The sequence below is a fragment of the Sphingorhabdus lutea genome (assembly GCF_001889025.1).
GTDB lineage: Bacteria > Pseudomonadota > Alphaproteobacteria > Sphingomonadales > Sphingomonadaceae > Sphingorhabdus_B > Sphingorhabdus_B lutea.
The window spans coordinates 1-16719 of sequence record NZ_CP018154.1; the positions used below are offsets into that span (position 1 = coordinate 1).

At 48.9% G+C, this 16719-nt stretch carries 17 protein-coding genes; 11 read left to right on the forward strand and 6 right to left on the reverse strand.

What is annotated here, in order from left to right; all coding sequences use genetic code 11:
* The first annotated feature begins 204 nt into the window (after positions 1-204).
* The 3 genes from LPB140_RS12550 (at position 205) to LPB140_RS00010 (ending at position 2625) form a co-directional block, all read left to right on the forward strand.
* Positions 205-327: a hypothetical protein gene (locus tag LPB140_RS12550; RefSeq protein ID WP_257785771.1), complete on the forward strand. Its 123-nt coding sequence runs from the start codon at positions 205-207 to the stop codon at positions 325-327.
* Positions 317-724, forward strand: coding sequence for a metallophosphoesterase family protein (locus tag LPB140_RS00005; protein WP_072558138.1), 408 nt, complete (start codon positions 317-319; stop codon positions 722-724). The genes LPB140_RS12550 and LPB140_RS00005 overlap by 11 nt, the downstream gene beginning before the upstream one ends.
* A gap of 62 nt (positions 725-786) precedes the next feature.
* Positions 787-2625, forward strand: a complete 1839-nt coding sequence (locus tag LPB140_RS00010) for a cation:proton antiporter (protein WP_072558139.1) — start codon at positions 787-789, stop codon at positions 2623-2625.
* 65 nt (positions 2626-2690) lie between these two features.
* Here LPB140_RS00010 and LPB140_RS00015 read toward each other — a convergent pair whose 3' ends face one another.
* Entirely contained in the window at positions 2691-3503 is an 813-nt protein-coding gene (locus tag LPB140_RS00015) for a YggS family pyridoxal phosphate-dependent enzyme (RefSeq protein WP_083549732.1), read from the reverse strand.
* 100 nt (positions 3504-3603) lie between these two features.
* Between LPB140_RS00015 and LPB140_RS00020 the strand changes: the two genes are divergently transcribed.
* On the forward strand, positions 3604-4173 hold the full coding sequence (locus tag LPB140_RS00020) for a thiamine phosphate synthase (RefSeq protein WP_198024122.1): 570 nt from the start codon (positions 3604-3606) through the stop codon (positions 4171-4173).
* A 20-nt stretch (positions 4174-4193) separates the two neighbouring features.
* On the opposite strand, the gene LPB140_RS00025 is transcribed toward LPB140_RS00020, so the two are convergent.
* Complete coding sequence (locus tag LPB140_RS00025; protein WP_156874067.1) at positions 4194-4973, reverse strand: hypothetical protein; 780 nt, start codon at positions 4971-4973, stop codon at positions 4194-4196.
* A gap of 380 nt (positions 4974-5353) precedes the next feature.
* Between LPB140_RS00025 and LPB140_RS00035 the strand changes: the two genes are divergently transcribed.
* From LPB140_RS00035 to holA, 4 genes are all read left to right on the forward strand, one after another.
* Positions 5354-5794, forward strand: coding sequence for a DUF3576 domain-containing protein (locus tag LPB140_RS00035; RefSeq protein WP_072558143.1), 441 nt, complete (start codon positions 5354-5356; stop codon positions 5792-5794).
* A gap of 78 nt (positions 5795-5872) precedes the next feature.
* Positions 5873-8461 carry a leucine--tRNA ligase gene (gene leuS, locus LPB140_RS00040; RefSeq protein ID WP_072558144.1) on the forward strand — a complete coding sequence of 863 codons (2589 nt, stop codon included), beginning with the start codon at positions 5873-5875 and terminating at the stop codon, positions 8459-8461.
* On the forward strand, positions 8458-9015 hold the full coding sequence (gene lptE / locus LPB140_RS00045) for an LPS assembly lipoprotein LptE (protein ID WP_072558145.1): 558 nt from the start codon (positions 8458-8460) through the stop codon (positions 9013-9015). The genes leuS and lptE overlap by 4 nt, the downstream gene beginning before the upstream one ends.
* Complete coding sequence (gene holA / locus LPB140_RS00050; protein ID WP_072558146.1) at positions 9015-10061, forward strand: DNA polymerase III subunit delta; 1047 nt, start codon at positions 9015-9017, stop codon at positions 10059-10061. Before lptE ends, holA begins: the two co-directional genes overlap by 1 nt.
* Positions 10062-10100: 39 nt before the next feature.
* On the opposite strand, the gene LPB140_RS00055 is transcribed toward holA, so the two are convergent.
* From LPB140_RS00055 to tsaD, 4 genes are all read right to left on the reverse strand, one after another.
* Entirely contained in the window at positions 10101-10646 is a 546-nt protein-coding gene (locus LPB140_RS00055) for a DUF4402 domain-containing protein (protein WP_083549735.1), read from the reverse strand.
* 32 nt (positions 10647-10678) lie between these two features.
* Positions 10679-12202 carry a lipopolysaccharide biosynthesis protein gene (locus LPB140_RS00060; protein ID WP_083550423.1) on the reverse strand — a complete coding sequence of 508 codons (1524 nt, stop codon included), beginning with the start codon at positions 12200-12202 and terminating at the stop codon, positions 10679-10681.
* Positions 12203-12267: 65 nt separating this feature from the next.
* Complete coding sequence (locus tag LPB140_RS00065) at positions 12268-13254, reverse strand: NAD(P)H-dependent glycerol-3-phosphate dehydrogenase (protein ID WP_072558148.1); 987 nt, start codon at positions 13252-13254, stop codon at positions 12268-12270.
* The gene (gene tsaD / locus LPB140_RS00070; RefSeq protein WP_072560054.1) at positions 13251-14300 is read right to left on the reverse strand and encodes a tRNA (adenosine(37)-N6)-threonylcarbamoyltransferase complex transferase subunit TsaD; all 1050 of its coding nucleotides are present in this window, start codon (positions 14298-14300) and stop codon (positions 13251-13253) included. The genes LPB140_RS00065 and tsaD overlap by 4 nt, the downstream gene beginning before the upstream one ends.
* A gap of 43 nt (positions 14301-14343) precedes the next feature.
* Between tsaD and hemC the strand changes: the two genes are divergently transcribed.
* The 3 genes from hemC to LPB140_RS00085 are packed head-to-tail and all read left to right on the forward strand — an operon-like array spanning position 14344 to position 16709.
* Positions 14344-15336 carry a hydroxymethylbilane synthase gene (gene hemC / locus LPB140_RS00075; protein ID WP_232223415.1) on the forward strand — a complete coding sequence of 331 codons (993 nt, stop codon included), beginning with the start codon at positions 14344-14346 and terminating at the stop codon, positions 15334-15336.
* The gene (locus tag LPB140_RS00080; RefSeq protein ID WP_072558149.1) at positions 15326-16027 is read left to right on the forward strand and encodes a uroporphyrinogen-III synthase; all 702 of its coding nucleotides are present in this window, start codon (positions 15326-15328) and stop codon (positions 16025-16027) included. Before hemC ends, LPB140_RS00080 begins: the two co-directional genes overlap by 11 nt.
* Before the next feature lies 1 nt (position 16028).
* Positions 16029-16709, forward strand: coding sequence for an esterase/lipase family protein (locus tag LPB140_RS00085; RefSeq protein ID WP_072558150.1), 681 nt, complete (start codon positions 16029-16031; stop codon positions 16707-16709).
* The last annotated feature ends 10 nt before the right edge of the window (positions 16710-16719 follow it).

Sequence of the window (16719 nt, forward strand, 5' to 3'; positions counted from 1 at the left end):
GGTGATGAGGAATAATCTATTTTAACGTCACCTATAATGGACATGGCAATTCAAACTTTTACTTTTGGTGGCAGAGCAATTTTGCTTTGCCGGTCCACGGGCCTTATTTTGGCCGCGTAAATCGGCCCTGTTGGTCGCGGACCTGCATTTGGAAAAAGCCAGCAATTTTGCCATGGGGGGCAGATGCTCCCCCCTATGACAGCCATGAGATTATTGAAAATTTGGGCGATTTGGCCGCCCAATTTAACGCCGCCTGCATTTATTCTTTGGGCGATAATTTTCATGATGATGACGGACAATATCGATTATCCAAAATGTGCAGGATAAAATTACAGCATTGGCCGAAAAATATACTCTAAATTGGATAATCGGCAATCATGATGAGGCGTTGAGCAGATCATTTGGCGGCAATATTTATGAAGAAATGAATGTGGATGGTATTATCCTGCGCCATATGGCACAGCGGCATGAAACACGCCCTGAAATTTCTGGGCATTTTCACCCCAAATATCGCGCAAAAATCCGTGGTCGGCAGATAAATCGTGTCTGCGCGCTGGCTGCGGGAAATCATTTAATCCTTCCTGCTTTTGGGGCATTAACCGGCGGCATGGGCGCAAATGACGCCGCAATTGCATCGGCATGCGGCATGAAAAGCGGTGATATGGCCGCCGCCTATATGGATGCGAACCCGCGGCTAATCACCATGCAATTATATTTTACCTAAGATGCCCTTGCTGATTTTTGAAAATCCAGCTACTCCTTAAATGAAGTGGAGATGGAAAATTTATGATAGTGCTAGATTCCCTAATGGTGAAAATCGCGCTTATCGGTTTATTGGGCGTTGGCGCACAATGGATTGCATGGCGGATCAACAAACCGGCCATTGCGTTAATGTTATTCGCAGGTGTGATGGCAGGGCCCGTTTTGGGGATAATCAACCCGCGCGCGGATTTTGGCACTTTATTAGAACCCATTGTCAAATTGGCGGTGGCGGTTATCCTGTTCGAAGGGGGGCTTAGCCTTAATTTTAAGGATTTGCGCCATGCGGGCAGTGGGGTATTGCGGCTTGTCATTGTGGGCGTGCCTGTTGGCTGGGTGCTTGGCACAATGGCGGGTTATTATGGCGCGAACCTATCGCTTGGCGTTGCGGCATTATTTGGCGGAATTTTGGTGGTTACCGGCCCAACGGTTATCGGCCCGATGCTGCGTTCGCTGCGCGTCGGCAACCGTGTTCGTGATATTTTAAAATGGGAAGGCATTGTTAACGACCCGATTGGCGCTTTGCTTGCCGTTGCCATTTATACCTATATTCACTATGTTTCCTTAAATGCTGGTCCGGTCAATTTGGTCGAAATTTCTGCCATTGTCCTTGGCTCTAGCATTATTGCAGGTGCAATTGGCGCGGCATTGGGCTTTGCATTAGTATATATTTTCCCGCGTGGATGGGTGCCGGAATATTTAAAAGCACCCGTTTTATTGGTGGCTGTTATTGGCGGTTTTGTTGGCGCGGATTTAATCATGCATGAAACCGGCCTTATCACCGTGACCATTATGGGTGTGGTGATGGCCAACCGCCCCACATTTTCCAGCCGCGCATTAAGACGGTTTAAGGAAGATTTGTCTGTATTGCTCATTTCCGGCGTGTTTATCCTGCTTTCCGCCACATTGGATTGGGAAACCATGCAAAAATTCCAACCTATATTTTTGGTATTTTTGGGGATGCTATTATTCATCGTGCGTCCGGTTACCGTGCTGACCAGTCTGGCATTTAGCGATGTTCCATGGCGTGAAAGATTATTTATCGCATGGATTGCACCGCGCGGCGTAGTGGCCATTGCGGTGACCAGCTTATTCGCCATTCGTTTGGTGGAATTGGGTTATGAAGGGGCGGATGCCTTAATCCCCTTGGTCTTTGGCGTGGTGATTGTCACCATTTTCGCCCATGGTTTTTCCGCAGGATATGTTGCCCGCTTCCTTGGCATTGATCAGGGTAAAAGCGAGGATATTTTGTTGGTCGGGTCAAATCGGTGGAATATTGCCTTTGGTAAATTTTTATCCAGCATGGATTTAAATGTCGTGATTGCGGATCAAAGCAAATATGCATTGCGCAACGCCCGCAAGGCAGGGTTGGAAACCCATTGCGGCGAAGTATCGGAAAGCGCACATGGCCATGAATTGGACATTGGCCGTTTCCAACATTTATTGGTCGGGACAGAGGGCGATAGCTATAATTTATTGGTCGCAAATGATTTGGGGCCAGAGGTTGGGTTTGAATCACTGACCATCATGTCGGGCGAAGATGCAATAAACCATCATAATCGCGCCCGCGTTTTATTTGCCAGTGGGGCAAGTTTTGAATTGCTGGACGATCGGATTTATTCGGGTTGGGAATTTAGCAAAACCCGCATCACCGAAAAATTCACCTATAGCGATTTTAGGGCAAATTTAATCGAGGATGAAGAACCGGTCGCGGTACTGAAACCGGATAATCGCTTATTATTCTTTGCTGTGGGCAGCAGCCCAACGGTTGAACCCGATGATGTCATTATCAGCTTTGTTCAGCCCGACACGCCCGAAGAACGCAAGGCGCAGCGTGAGGCGGAAAAACAGCGCAATGACAAATAATCACCTTTCAACTTAGGGGCGGTAAAATGCCCCCCAAATATCCGCACATAAATTAAATATATGATTTATCTGGCCGCGCGCGCGCCAAAAATCGCGCTACCCACACGGACATGGGTTGCCCCCAATGTGATGGCGACTTCATAATCCGCCGACATTCCCATAGAAAGACACTGGCCCATAGAAAGACACTGGCCCATAGAAAGAGACTGGCCCATAGAAAGAGACTGGCCCATAGATAAATTTTGGCCCATTTCTATCACCTGATCCGACTTGGCTTGTTCATCCTCCATATAACGGGCGGATATTTCGGCAAGCAGCGCAAAAAATGGCGATGGCTCAATATCCGCGGGCGGCATACACATAAAGCCTGCAATGGGAATATTTTGTTCTTTGGCAATTTTCAATAAATCGTCCAAATCCTGTATCGCACAGCCGCCTTTTTGCGGTTCATCCCCAATATTTACCTGAATGAAACAGGGTAAAAACCGCCCCTGCTTTGCCATTGCCTTGCCCAATGCCAATATTAAGGACGGCCTGTCCACCGAATGGATGACATCAAATAATGCCACAACATCATCGGCCTTTTTCGATTGTAATTGGCCAATAAAATGCAGAATGGTTTCTGGATATTTTTCACGCAAAACGGGCCATTTTTCAATCGCCTCCTCATATCTATTTTCACCAAAATGGCGATGCCCTGCATCCAATATCGGGCGGATATGCGCCGCATCATATGTTTTGCTGACTGCGATTAAGTTTATTTCATCGGCGCTACGCCGTGCCAATTTGGCGGCGGCGGCGATTTTGTCTTGAATTTTTTTTAATGCGCTTGCGCTTGCAATGATATTGCTGGACTGCGATGATATGCTATTATTCATAATCGGGCATATAGAACAAATTTAAAGGGCTTGCCAAATGTTGATATGCCATCGGGATAAAAAATTTACCTTTAAAAATTATTGGTCGTCCCAAATATTCATGACCGATGAGCGTTTGGACATACAAAATGCCGCCAGTGGCGATGACCCCGCCATTGCCCATCGCGGATTATTTCGCGCCATTGCGGCATTGCCGCCGCGCTCCATCATTATTTTTCGTCATTATTCATTGCCCATGAAAAACCGCATTAAATTATTCACCTTGATAAAAAAACGCGCAAAAAAAAAGGGGCATGCCATTTTTTGGGCGGGGCATATATTTCATGCCATTAAATATGGCGCAGATGGGGCGCATATCCCGCTATGGGCGCGGCGTAAATTTTCCAACCGCTGCCAAATTCACCCCTTATCCCTCTCCATATCGGCGCATCATGCCGCCGACATTAACTCTGCAAGTTTATATCATCCTGATTTCTTGATTTTATCTCCAATTTTCACCACAAAAAGCCATGTGGGACAGCGCCCATTGGGGCGGATGCGGTTTATGAAATTGTCGCAATTATCCCATCATCATATTATCGCAATGGGCGGCATGAATGTGCGCCGCGCCGCCAATATGAAAAATCATATTGCATGCGGATGGGCGGGCATAAATGCCTTTCAAAAATAAAATATTATATGTGAATGGGATTAAAATTTAATCCGTGTGCCAACATAAACGGCTTCACTATCCGCCTTTGGATCGGTCCAAACCGTGCTGTCACGTTCGCTTTTATAACGCACACCTGCGGTTAAATCGACACCTTTGGCAAGGCGATATTTACCGCCAAGGCTGACTCCATAGTCGGTTTTATCATCATGGCCCGATGGGCTGGTCGCATTTGTGCGCGGTTGGATTAAGGAGACATCAGATCCAAAACGACTTGGCTTTTGGTTTTTATCGCCATCCAATTTAAATGTCGTGCTTTCCAACAAAGCTGCGGGACGTTTTTGAAGAGATAAGGGCGGGGTGATTGCAGAAAATGACGTCGCCCCCTTCATCGCGGTTAAACGGAAATTGGTGCGGGCAAATTGGCGCGCCAATTCATTGCCGCTGCCCACTTCGGTAATCGCGCTGCGCACCGAAACCGCGCCTTTTTGATTATAATCCCTGCCCAAAGAACGTGCTGCCACGGTCAATGAACCATTATCCTTTATCGACAGACCAGCAGGGGTATAGGGGAAAAGATTATTTTTTACCGCCTTACCCTTATTTAATTCTTGCAACCGCGCGGCCAACCGCACATCAACGCCGGCGGGTGTATATCCATCGGACAGGATTGAAGATTGTTTCCAATTATTGCCGCCATCAATTTTTGCGGCAAATGCAGGAATGATGGACACGGAAGCACAAATGGCCGTCAACGCCATTAAAGCGCCCTTCGATCCAAATTTGTTTTTTCCGTTACGCACGCTTTGTCTTCCCGTCATTTTTGTTATGAACTTTAATTGCATAAATTATGTTATTTGCGCAAGTAAAGTTAGCGATTTTGCATAAATAAAATATGAATATCTGCTTATTGTTGTAAATATCGCACTACTTCGCCCGATTTGTTAAATTATTTTACAATTATCCGCTTAATCTATGATGAATTAGCCCCGCCATTTTCATGTCAAAGCGATTCATATTTGGAGTCGTTTCGTCAAATCGCCAAAAAAATCATATTTTTTGCAAAAATTATCGTTGTTCAGGCTGCTGCAATCTTGCCTAAGCCAACAAAGCCGATATAGAGTATTTATATAATTTTATTCCATGACATTTGATGCTATGCGCGGATGGTTATAGGATGATGGGAAAGATAAGGATAATAATGCGACTTAATAAATTTTTGATCATCACTGTCAGCAGTGTCGCGCTCATTTCTGGTTTATCGGCTTGTGGTAAATCAAAGAGCGTCAAAACCGACATGGCCGCCAGTAAAGTTACCGCAATTGGCGTTAATGCATATTTATGGCGCGCGTCATTGGATTCTGTTTCTTTCATGCCATTATTACAAACCGACAGCGCGGGCGGCGTGATTGTGACCGATTGGTATATTAACCCATCAAGTCCGGGAGAACGGATTAAATTGACCATTTCAATTTTGGATCAAGATTTGCGTTCCGATGCAGTACGCGTGGCCGGATCACGCCAAATTTTGCAAAATAATAATTGGGTTGATGCGCCAATGCGCGCTGCGACCGTTCAAAAAATGGAAAATATCATTTTGACCAAGGCCCGCGATTTGCGCCGCAGCGCGATTAACGGTTAAGGCAATAACATCTACATCGCCCTGTTGACATCATATTGGGCAATATGATGATGGGCGATAAATAAAAATAGGGCAATTATGAGCGAAGCAGACAGATTCAACCCGCACGTCGCCGATGTGCGGTGGCAAAAACGTTGGGAAGAAGAACAAACTTTCCGCGCCAATGATGATAGCGATAAACCGCGCGCTTATATTTTGGAAATGTTCCCCTATCCATCGGGCCGCATCCATATTGGCCATGTGCGTAATTACACCATGGGCGATGTGTTGGCGCGGTATAAACGCATGACCGGGCATGAGGTATTGCACCCCATGGGCTGGGACGCATTTGGCATGCCCGCGGAAAATGCCGCCATGGAACGTAAAGTGCATCCGGGCAGTTGGACATTTGACAATATTGACAATATGCGCACCCAGTTAAAACGTATTGGTTTTGCGTTGGATTGGTCGCGTGAATTGGCCACTTGTACGCCGCAATATTATGGCCATGAGCAGGCATTATTCCTTAAACTATATGAAGCCGGCCTTGTTTACCGCAAGGAAAGCACGGTAAATTGGGATCCGGTCGATATGACCGTATTGGCCAATGAACAGGTTATTGATGGCAAGGGTTGGCGCAGCGGCGCAGAGGTTGAAAAGCGCAAATTAAACCAATGGTTTTTGAAAATAACCGATTTTGCCGATGACTTATTAGAGGGATTGGACAGCCTTGAAAAATGGCCCGACAAGGTCCGTTTGATGCAGGAAAATTGGATTGGTAAATCACAGGGCGCATTGCTACGCTTTGCCATTTCCAACGCGGCGGTTTCTGATATGGCGGGCATTGATGAAGTGGAAGTTTTCTCCACCCGTCCCGATACCATTATGGGTGCATCCTTTATCGCCATTGCCGCCGACCATCCCCTTGCACAGCAAATGGCCGCAAATGCCGATTATGCAGATAAAGACGCGCTGTCCGCCTTTATTGAGGAATGCCGCAAGGGCGGCACAACGGCGGCGGAAATTGAAACATTGGAGAAAAAGGGGTTTGATTTGGGTCTGCGCGCCGCGCACCCGATTGACCCTGAATTAAGCCTGCCCATTTATGTCGCCAATTTTGTGTTGATGGATTATGGCACAGGCGCGGTCATGGGTGTGCCCGGCCATGATCAACGCGATTTTGAATTTGCCTCCAAATATGGCCTGCCCATTAAAAGGGTGGTTGCCGCCAATGCTGCCGATGCAGATGCCCCCTTTGCAGGGGAAGCCGAATCGGGTGACGGAATTTTGGTCAATAGCGGCGAGTTTAATGGGTTAAGCGTCGATGATGCGAAAAACGCCATTATTACCCGCGCGGAAAATGAAAATTGGGGCGCGGGTAAGGTGCAATATCGCCTGCGCGATTGGGGCGTATCACGCCAACGCTATTGGGGAACGCCCATCCCGATTATCCATTGTGATGATTGCGGCGCTGTGCCCGTTCCTGCCCAGCAGCTTCCCGTCACCCTGCCCGAAGATGTCAGTTTCGACATTCCCGGCAACCCGCTTGACCGTCATCCGACATTTGGCAAGGCCGATTGCCCCAAATGTGGTAAGGCCGCACGGCGCGAAACCGACACATTGGACACATTTGTCGATTCCAGCTGGTATTTCATCCGCTTTGCCAGCCAACCAGATGCCCAAGCATTTGATAAGGCGGCGGCGGAAAAATGGTTGCCCGTTACCCAATATATTGGCGGGGTTGAACATGCGATTTTGCACCTGCTCTATGCGCGTTTTTGGACAAGGGCGCTGAACCATATTGGCATGATAGATATCAAAGAACCCTTTGGCAGCCTGTTCACCCAAGGAATGGTGACGCATCAAACATTCACCCATGGCGATGGCAGCTGGTTATCGCCCGATCAGGTGCGCAAAAATGGCAATGATTGGATTGTGATCGAAGATGGCAGCCCCGCCACCGCTGGCCGCATTGAAAAAATGTCAAAATCCAAGAAAAATGTTGTCGATCCTGATGATATTATTGAACAATATGGCGCGGATGCGGTGCGCTGGTTCATGCTATCCGACAGCCCACCAGAGCGGGACTTAGAATGGTCAGAGGCCGGAATTGAAGGATGCTGGCGCTTTGTCAATCGGATGTGGCGTTTGGTATCAAAGGTGGGTGAAGCAGCCGCCAATGGTGACGCGGCGATTGAAAAAGCAAATTTGGCATTGTCGCGTAAAATGCATCAAAGCATTAAGGGCGTGGGCGAAGATATTGAAAATTTATCATTTAATAAAGCCATTGCCAAATTATATGAGCTGACCGCCGCGATTGAGAAGACTGCTGCTGGGCCATCAAGGGATGAGGCGATTATTGCCTTATTAACCATGGCTGCGCCCATGACCCCGCATTTGGCCGAGGAGGCGTGGGAGCAATTGGGCGAGAAACATGGATGTCATGGCATGATTGCCAATGCCCATTGGCCCAAAATTGACGAAGCATTGTTGGTGGAAGATGAAGTTACCATCGCGGTTCAGGTTCAGGGCAAATTGCGCGATACATTGACGATGGCAAAGGGAATTGCCAAAGAAGAAGCCGAAAAACTTGCACTGGCGAGTGAGAAAGTGCAGCGTGCCATTGATGGTAATGCGATAAAGAAAATTATCGTCGTGCCCGATCGATTGGTAAATATTGTGATATGAAAAAACTGCTCTGCTTGTTCGCGCTGACCGCTATTTTATCCGGCATCTTATCTGCTTGCGGATTAAAGCCATTATATGCCGATGGTCGCAGTGGGGCCGTGTCCAGCGCCCTATCCTCCATCAGCGTGGATCAAATTGATGGCAAAGCGGGATGGCTGGTTCGTCAGGCATTGGAACGGCAATTAAACCCCGCATCAAATGATGATAATGACGGCAAGGCATTTCATTTGGTGGTCAAATTGGATGACCAGATTGAGGGGCTTGGCGTGCGCGCTAATGATAGTGTGACCCGCGAACGGCGGACTTTACGGGCGCGTTATCAATTGATTGATAATCAAAGCGGGGTCATATTATTGGACAAAACCGCCTTTAGCGACGCGGGAATTGATATTGTGGGATCAGAATATGCCACCGTTGCGGCGGAAAATAGCGCACTTGAAAATTTAAGCCAGAAAATCGCCGATCAAATTATCGCGCAATTGGCTAATTACAGCTTAAACAAAGGCGATGCCACACAAAATAACGCCTCAGAACAAAGCAGCGCAGGCGAATAATGGCATATGGCGGCGGCCAAAAAATAGATAATTTGGGCCAATTAAAGGCGGCATATGACAATCCGGGCCGTTATAAAATGCTGTTCCTTTATGGGCCGGATGAATCCGAAATATCCTATATCGTCAAAAAATTCCTTGCCCATATTGGAAATAATGTCGAACATATTTTGTTAAATGGCGATCAATTGCGCAGCGACCCTGCCCTATTATCCGATGAGGCCAATGCCATATCCTTATTTGGCGAAAAAAAAATCATCCACGCTGAAATAAAACGTGATGAGGCAATGACCGCCATTGAATATTATTTACAAGGTCCAGCAGGTGAGCATGTCGTTTTGGTGCAAAGCGGCAATTTGACCAAGGCCAATAAATTACGCAAATTGGTGGAAGCAGATAAATCGGTTTTATCATTGATAGTATATGAGGCCAAATCCGATGTCCTATTTGGCCGATTAAATGGCCATGCAAAATCGCTGGGTTTAATTGTAAAACCCGATTTAATCAGGGCGATATTGGCGCGGGTGAATATGAATATTCATTTGGCGATGATGGAGATGGAAAAATTATCGCTTTATCATGATGCCAGCATAGATAATCCCAAAGAAATTGAGGAACAGGCAATCATCGACCTTGCAGCGGATAAGGCGGATGACGATATCGCCCCCTTAATCAATGCAGCATTAAGCGGGCAGGTCAAAATTACTGTCAAAGAATTAAACAATGCCCGTGCGGTTAAAATGGAACCAGTGCGTTTATTGCGGTTAATGATGTATCGTGTGCAACAACTTATTCAAATCAGCCAAGACATGGCATCCGGCAAAAAATTTGACAATGCCACGCGCGGGATATTTTACGGGTTAAAACCCATTTTGGAACAACAAGTTAAATTATGGCCGGCCCAGCGGCTGTTCGGGTTGAACGGGCATTTAATCGATATGGAAGAAACCGTAATGACCATTGGCGGGCAAAGCGCCATTACATATATGGAGGCGGAAATATTGCGCATTGCAAAAACCGCCTCTCGCCGCCGTCAACCGGGAAAATAAGATAGCAAAGCCCGCACAGAAAAGGGCGCAATATGGTCATTATTGATAATTAACCGTCACCGGAATCCGGCCACGAAACATGCCCGACACGCTTTGTGTTATGACCAACCTGCCGCCAAAGGAAAATGTCAAACGGCCATTTTGGTCCAATTGGGCCAATGCGGGCATATCATGTTTAATATCCACCACGCGCACCACACCGCCCGATGAAGCGGTCATCTCCACGCTTTGTGGCAATTCAATCCGCACATTACGGCCCGGTGTGCCCTTCACATTTACCGTCCCGACCAGCGACATTCCCCCCAAATCAATCAATCCGCCCTGCACTGATTTACCGCCATGATGCGGGTTTATATCAATCGCCCCGCCGCTTTGACCAGATAAAGCGGCTTTACTGAAATTCAGCCCCGTGCTGACATCAATTTCCAAGGGGATTTCGCTTTCATTATCAGCTTGCGCTTCATCAACGGGCGCACAAAGACGGCATGTTTGCGCCAATGCCATATTGGCGGGCAAGCCGATGATGAGTGCCGATAAAAGGCATGACATGAAAATGGGGATGCGCATGAACAAATTATCACCCATTTGGGTAAATAATTGGTAAATTCAAAAATATGTTATTTTACAGCTTCATCCGCCGGTTTTGCCTTTTTGAACAATATTCTATCTTCTTCCTTAAACCCTCTATACCAAATTATCGTGCCATATATGCCTAGCAATAGGGGAATCCCAAAGACCAGCTCCGCCCATTCGGGTAATTTTGTTACCAATAATCCGACCACAGTGGTAAAGGCAACGGCCCATAATAAAGCACCGCGCCACACCCCAATGGGTGCGCCCAATAATTTGCTTAAAAATATGGATTTAATAATTGACGAAATGCCAAGCGACACCATCAACGCCGCAGCAACCGCCGCTGCAATATAAAATCCGCGAACTTCCTCTGCAATGGGGAAGAAAGCCAATCCTTCAATAAATCCAATGCTTAAAATAACCTGCACCCCCAATATTAAAAGCGAGATCATTAAATTGCGGTGCCGCGCCATATATATAAGCGCCGATTCGCTGACCACTGCGGTGGCGGCCGCCACCTCTGCCGCCAATAAAAATGCAAGCGCAGCCGTGCCGCCAACAAAATTCGGTCCAATCAGGCTCATCACCGCATCCCCCGTCAGGCCAAGTGCCAATGCAATACCCGCCTGTGCGCCGATAATCCAAAAACCAACCTGGCTTACCTGTGCGGCAATATCTGAAAGGCGGTTTTGTTTCAAATTTCGGGTGATAACCGGCCCCAATATCGGATCAAAACTGGTTTTTAACTTTTGCGGCAGGCTGGCCACCTGTTGCGCCCCATAATAAACGCCAACAATAGCGGGGGAGGCAAATAATCCCAAAATCGCCAAATCCAAACGGCGGCTGCCCCATTCGGCGGCATCGGCAATGGCAAGCGGCAGATTGCGCCGTGCCAACATAATGGACCGTGAAAAGCTGGGCCGCCAGCCATAAGGAATGCCATAGCTTTTCATAAATGGCCAAAGCGCGGTGAACATGCCTGCAATGATGGAGGCGATATAGGCCAAAATTAAACCATCGCGCGCGCTATAATAAAATAACGCAAATGCCGCGATGCTAATCGTCCATGGCTCAACAACCGCGCGTGCCCGCACACTGGCGGCTATATCAAATTTATATGCCTGCGCCGCCAGAACAATTTCGGTAATGACAATGGCAAAAATACAAAGCGGCAGGAAACGATCCATCCCGTTAATCCCGCTATTGGGGAACATGATTTGCGGCACGTCGATAAAAAATGCCGCGCCAATAAAGGAAACACAAAGCGCGACAAATATCGCATCGGCAACAATGTGGCTTTGCGGCCTGTCATCACGGGACAACATTTCGGCCAAACCACGGCGCAGGCCAATTGTGCCCAATTGCGCGGCAAATTCCACCACCAATATGGCATAGGCAAATCGGCCAAGCGTTTCCGCGCCATAATAACGCCCCGCAATGAATAAAAAGGGGATTCGCGCGGCAAGGCGCAATAAAAAACCGAACACATTGGTCCGCCCCCCCTTGGCAAGGGCGGCGATATCCTCATCATGTCCTTGAAGATTCGTGCTATTTTGCGTTGTCAACATGGCCCCCATAGCAATATTCTTGCCATGGCATAGCCACAAAAATCTAGATTTACCATCATTATAGCTTACTCGGCCTTTAATGGCCGTGACATTAACGCATCGACAACATGTTGCACATTTGAACGACCGTCCAATAAAGCGCACACCGCATCAACAATGGGCATGGCGACGCCCAATTTTTTGGCCGATGCTTGCAATACGGGTGCGGTAAATGCCCCTTCGGCCACGCTGCTGCGATTGGACAGCATGTCGGCGGCGCTTTTGCCCTGTCCCAACCCGCGGCCAAGCGAAAAATTACGCGAATTTTCCGACGAACATGTCAGCACCAAATCGCCCAGCCCCGACAATCCCGCCAATGTTTCGGCGCGCCCGCCCCGCGCAAGGCCATAGCGTGTCATTTCGGCAAAACCGCGCGCAATTAAGCCCGCCCGCGCATTCAGGCCAAGCCCCGCGCCATCAACCACGCCGCACGCCACGGCCAGCACATTTTTCACCGCGCCGCCAATTTCCGCGCCCGTTACATCATCGCTATAATAGGGGCGAAATTTTGGCGTTGCCAATTTCTGCACCAATAATTCACCAAATTCGGCATCCTTGCTGGCCAATGTCACCGCCGCAGGCAGGCCCATGGCAACTTCATGCGCAAATGTCGGCCCAGAAAGCACCGCCAATTTTGCCTCTGGTCTTTCCTGCGCCACTATATCGGCCAATAAATCATCGGTTTCGGCCTCTATCCCCTTTGAACAAAGGACAATATTATTGATGCTTGCCGGCAATAATTTTAATGTTGCTCGGGTAAATTGCGCGGGCGCAACCATTAACACCACATCCACATGCGCCACATCATCCATATTTGATGTCGCCTTTATCCCCCTGTCCAATGGACAATTTGGCAGGAATATTGCGTTGACATGGTCCTTATTGATGGAGGTGATAACATCATCCTCCCGCGCCCAAATGATGACATCATGCCCCGCCGATGCCGCAATGCTGGCCAATGCCGTGCCCCATGCACCGCCGCCAATAATTGCGATGGAAATATTCTCGCTCATGCCTTTACCCCTGCCCCTCTGGCCGCCGGTGCATTGGCATCCAATGGCCAACGTGGCCGTGCCGCCACATCCAATCCGTCAATCAACCCTGCGGCAAATCTTTCCTGCCCCGCCCATGCAATCATCGCCGCATTATCGGTGCACAGCCATAAGGGCGGGATTACAGTTTGCATATTCCATTTGGCCGCCACCCGTTCCAACATGGCGCGCACCGCACCATTGGCCGCCACGCCGCCCGCCACCACTAATTTAGTCAGGGGCAATTTGGACAGGGTGTCCATATGCGACAGGCTATATTCCAACCTATCTTCCAAACAATCGGTCACGGCAGTTTGAAAGGATGCGGCAATATCATTCACTGCATATTGCCCGCTTTCATGTGCGCGCACTACCGCGCTTTTCAATCCGGCGAATGAAAAATGCGGTTCTTTTGCCCCCTTTAACGGGCGGGGCAGCGGCACGGCATGTGCATCGCCCATTGCCGCCGCCTTTTCCAATAATGGCCCGCCGGGAAAGCCAAGGCCCAATATTTTGGCGCTTTTGTCAAATGCCTCCCCCGCCGCATCATCAATGGTGGTGGCAAGGCGGTTATAATCCCCCACACCGTTCACGCGCAATAATTGGCAATGGCCGCCCGATACCAATAATAATAAATAGGGATAGTCCAAATTTTCATCGCATAGGCGCGGGGAAAGGGCATGGCCCTCCAGATGATTGACCGCGATTAACGGTTTATCCATCGCCATGGCCAGCGCCTTTGCCGAGACAAGCCCGACCATCACCCCACCAATTAAACCCGGCCCAGCTGTGGCGGCAAAGGCGTCAATATCGCTTAACTGCATTTTTGCCTTATCAAGTGCCGATTCGATTAAGGGGGTCATTAATTCCACATGCGCGCGTGCGGCAATTTCCGGAACAACCCCGCCAAATGCACGGTGATGATCCTCTTGCCCGGCAAGGCTATGCGCCAAAATTTGGCGATCATGCGTTACAATTGCGGCGGCTGTTTCATCACAGCTTGATTCAAGTCCTAAAATTATTGTCATTATGTCTTTTACATAGGCGGCGCGAGGGCTATGGACAAGCATCATGCACAATGAATTTGATGATATGCCCAAAAAAAACCTATTCCCCAGTAAAAATTCGCCATTGCGAATTGGCACGCGCAGCTCACCCCTTGCCATGGCGCAGGCAAAAATGGTGGCGCATGCCATAATCGCGGCGCATCATTTGGACAATGACGCCATATTGCTGACCCCCATGTTGTCACAGGGGGATATTGTCACCGACCGCCCCATTGCCGATATTGGCGGCAAGGCGGTGTGGTCCAAGGAGCTGGAACGCGCATTATTGCATGATGAGATAGATGTTGCCGTCCATTCGATGAAGGATGTGGAGACACCGCGCCCCAGCGGTTTGGCCATAACGGCATGTTTACCGCGTGATGATGTGCGCGATTGCATTATCGGGGTGAACAGGATTGACGATTTACCTCAGGGCGCAACCATTGGCACGTCCAGCCCGCGCCGCGCCGCGCAAATAAAGCATATTCGCCCCGACCTTATCACCGTGCCGATTCGCGGCAATGTCGCCACCCGATTGGACAAATTGGCAAAGGGGGAGGCAGAGGCCACATTTTTGGCCGCCGCTGGTCTTGACCGATTGGGGCTGAACAAACAAAATATTGGTGTTAATTTTGGCCATATTGATGTTGATGTCATGTTGCCTGCCGCATCACAGGGGGCAATTGGAATTGAATCATTGGCCGATAATGCAATGGTCAATGACCTATTATATGCCATAAATCACCCGCCGACATATGAATGCGTTATGGCGGAGCGCGCGTTAATCCGCGCCTTGAACGGCAATTGCCATTCGCCCATTGCTGCATTTGCCCAACAAAAAAATGGTGAAATGCTATTACAAGCGGAATTATTTAGCGAAGATGGCACCGAACATATTGCCAGCGCCATCATTATCGCCGAACATGAAATGGACATGGTTCAGGAAAAGGCGGACATATTGGCGCAGCGTTTGTTCGATATGGCCAGCCCCATGCTGCGCGCCCAATATGGCCAATAATATGACGCGGCTGCTTATCACTCGGCCAGAACCAGGGGCCAGCAGCACGTTAAAATTGGCGCAGCAAATGGGCATGGACGCGGTTAAATTCCCCTTTTTTGAAATTGCGCCGCATATTTGGGATGCACCGCCAGCGGCGGATTTTGATGCCATTATGTTGACCAGCGCCAATGCCCTGCGCCATGGCGGGGAAAAATTGCGCCAATATATTGCCTTGCCCGCCTATTGCGTTGGGCAAAGCACCGCAAATTTGGCCCAGCAAATGGGGTTTGACATCGCCCATGTCGGGCGCGGCGGGGCGGCGTCAATCATGCCGCTTTTACGCGCCCATCATCGCCGCCATATTTTCTGTCCCAGCGGCGGCCACCGCGCCATTTTGACCGATGAACAAACATCCGGTCTGACATTATTTCCAGCCAGCCTTTATATGGCGCAGCGCGTAAACATGACATCCGCAATGATAGAGGCCATTAAACAGGCCGATATTATTTCAATTTATTCCGCGCGCGCAGCGCAATATTTATCCGAAATATCAAAACAGTATGAGATAGATTTATCGGGTAAATTTATCGCGGCCCTTTCACATCAAATTGCCGCAGCAATGGGCGATAACAGCCTGCAATATATTATCCCCGAATATCCCGATGACGAAAAAATCTTGCGAAAAATGAAAGCCATGTCACAATATTAACATGAATAAATATGTGGACATCGCCCCGCCTTCCCTGCCGCTTTATTTAAACGAAGTGATAAAGGCCCCGCATACAAGGTTGAGCGCCTCTTTCGCGCCATCGGTTGATTTGGGCGTTAATGGCGGTGGCCGCCCGATTTTGGTTATTCCGGGGTTTATGGCATCCGATTCCACCACATCGCGCCTACGCCGCAGCCTGAACAAGGCGGGATTTAACGCCAAAGGATGGGGACAGGGGCGCAACAGCCGCGCCGATATTGAAATTATCGACATATTGCTTCGCCATATTGATGGTTTTGCCAAGGGCGAAAAAACAACGTTAATCGGGTGGAGTTTGGGCGGCCTTATCGCCCGTGAAATGGCAAAATCCGCGCCCGAAAAAATTGCCAAGGTTATCACCATGGGCAGCCCCTTTTCAGGTGGGTTAAAGGCGAATAACGCATGGCGTGCCTATCAAATAATTGCCCGGCAAAATGTGGAGGACAGCCCCTTTGTGAGCACAATGGGCGAAAAACCGCCCGTCGAAACAATTGCATTTTGGTCCGCCAATGATGGCATTGTCGCGGGCGAATCCGCCTGCGGCAAGGCGGGGCAAAGCGATGTACAAATTGAATGTGATTGCCGCCATATGGGATTTATCAACGACCCCAAAACAATGCGTTTGGTGGCGCAGCATATTTAATGATGCTGTA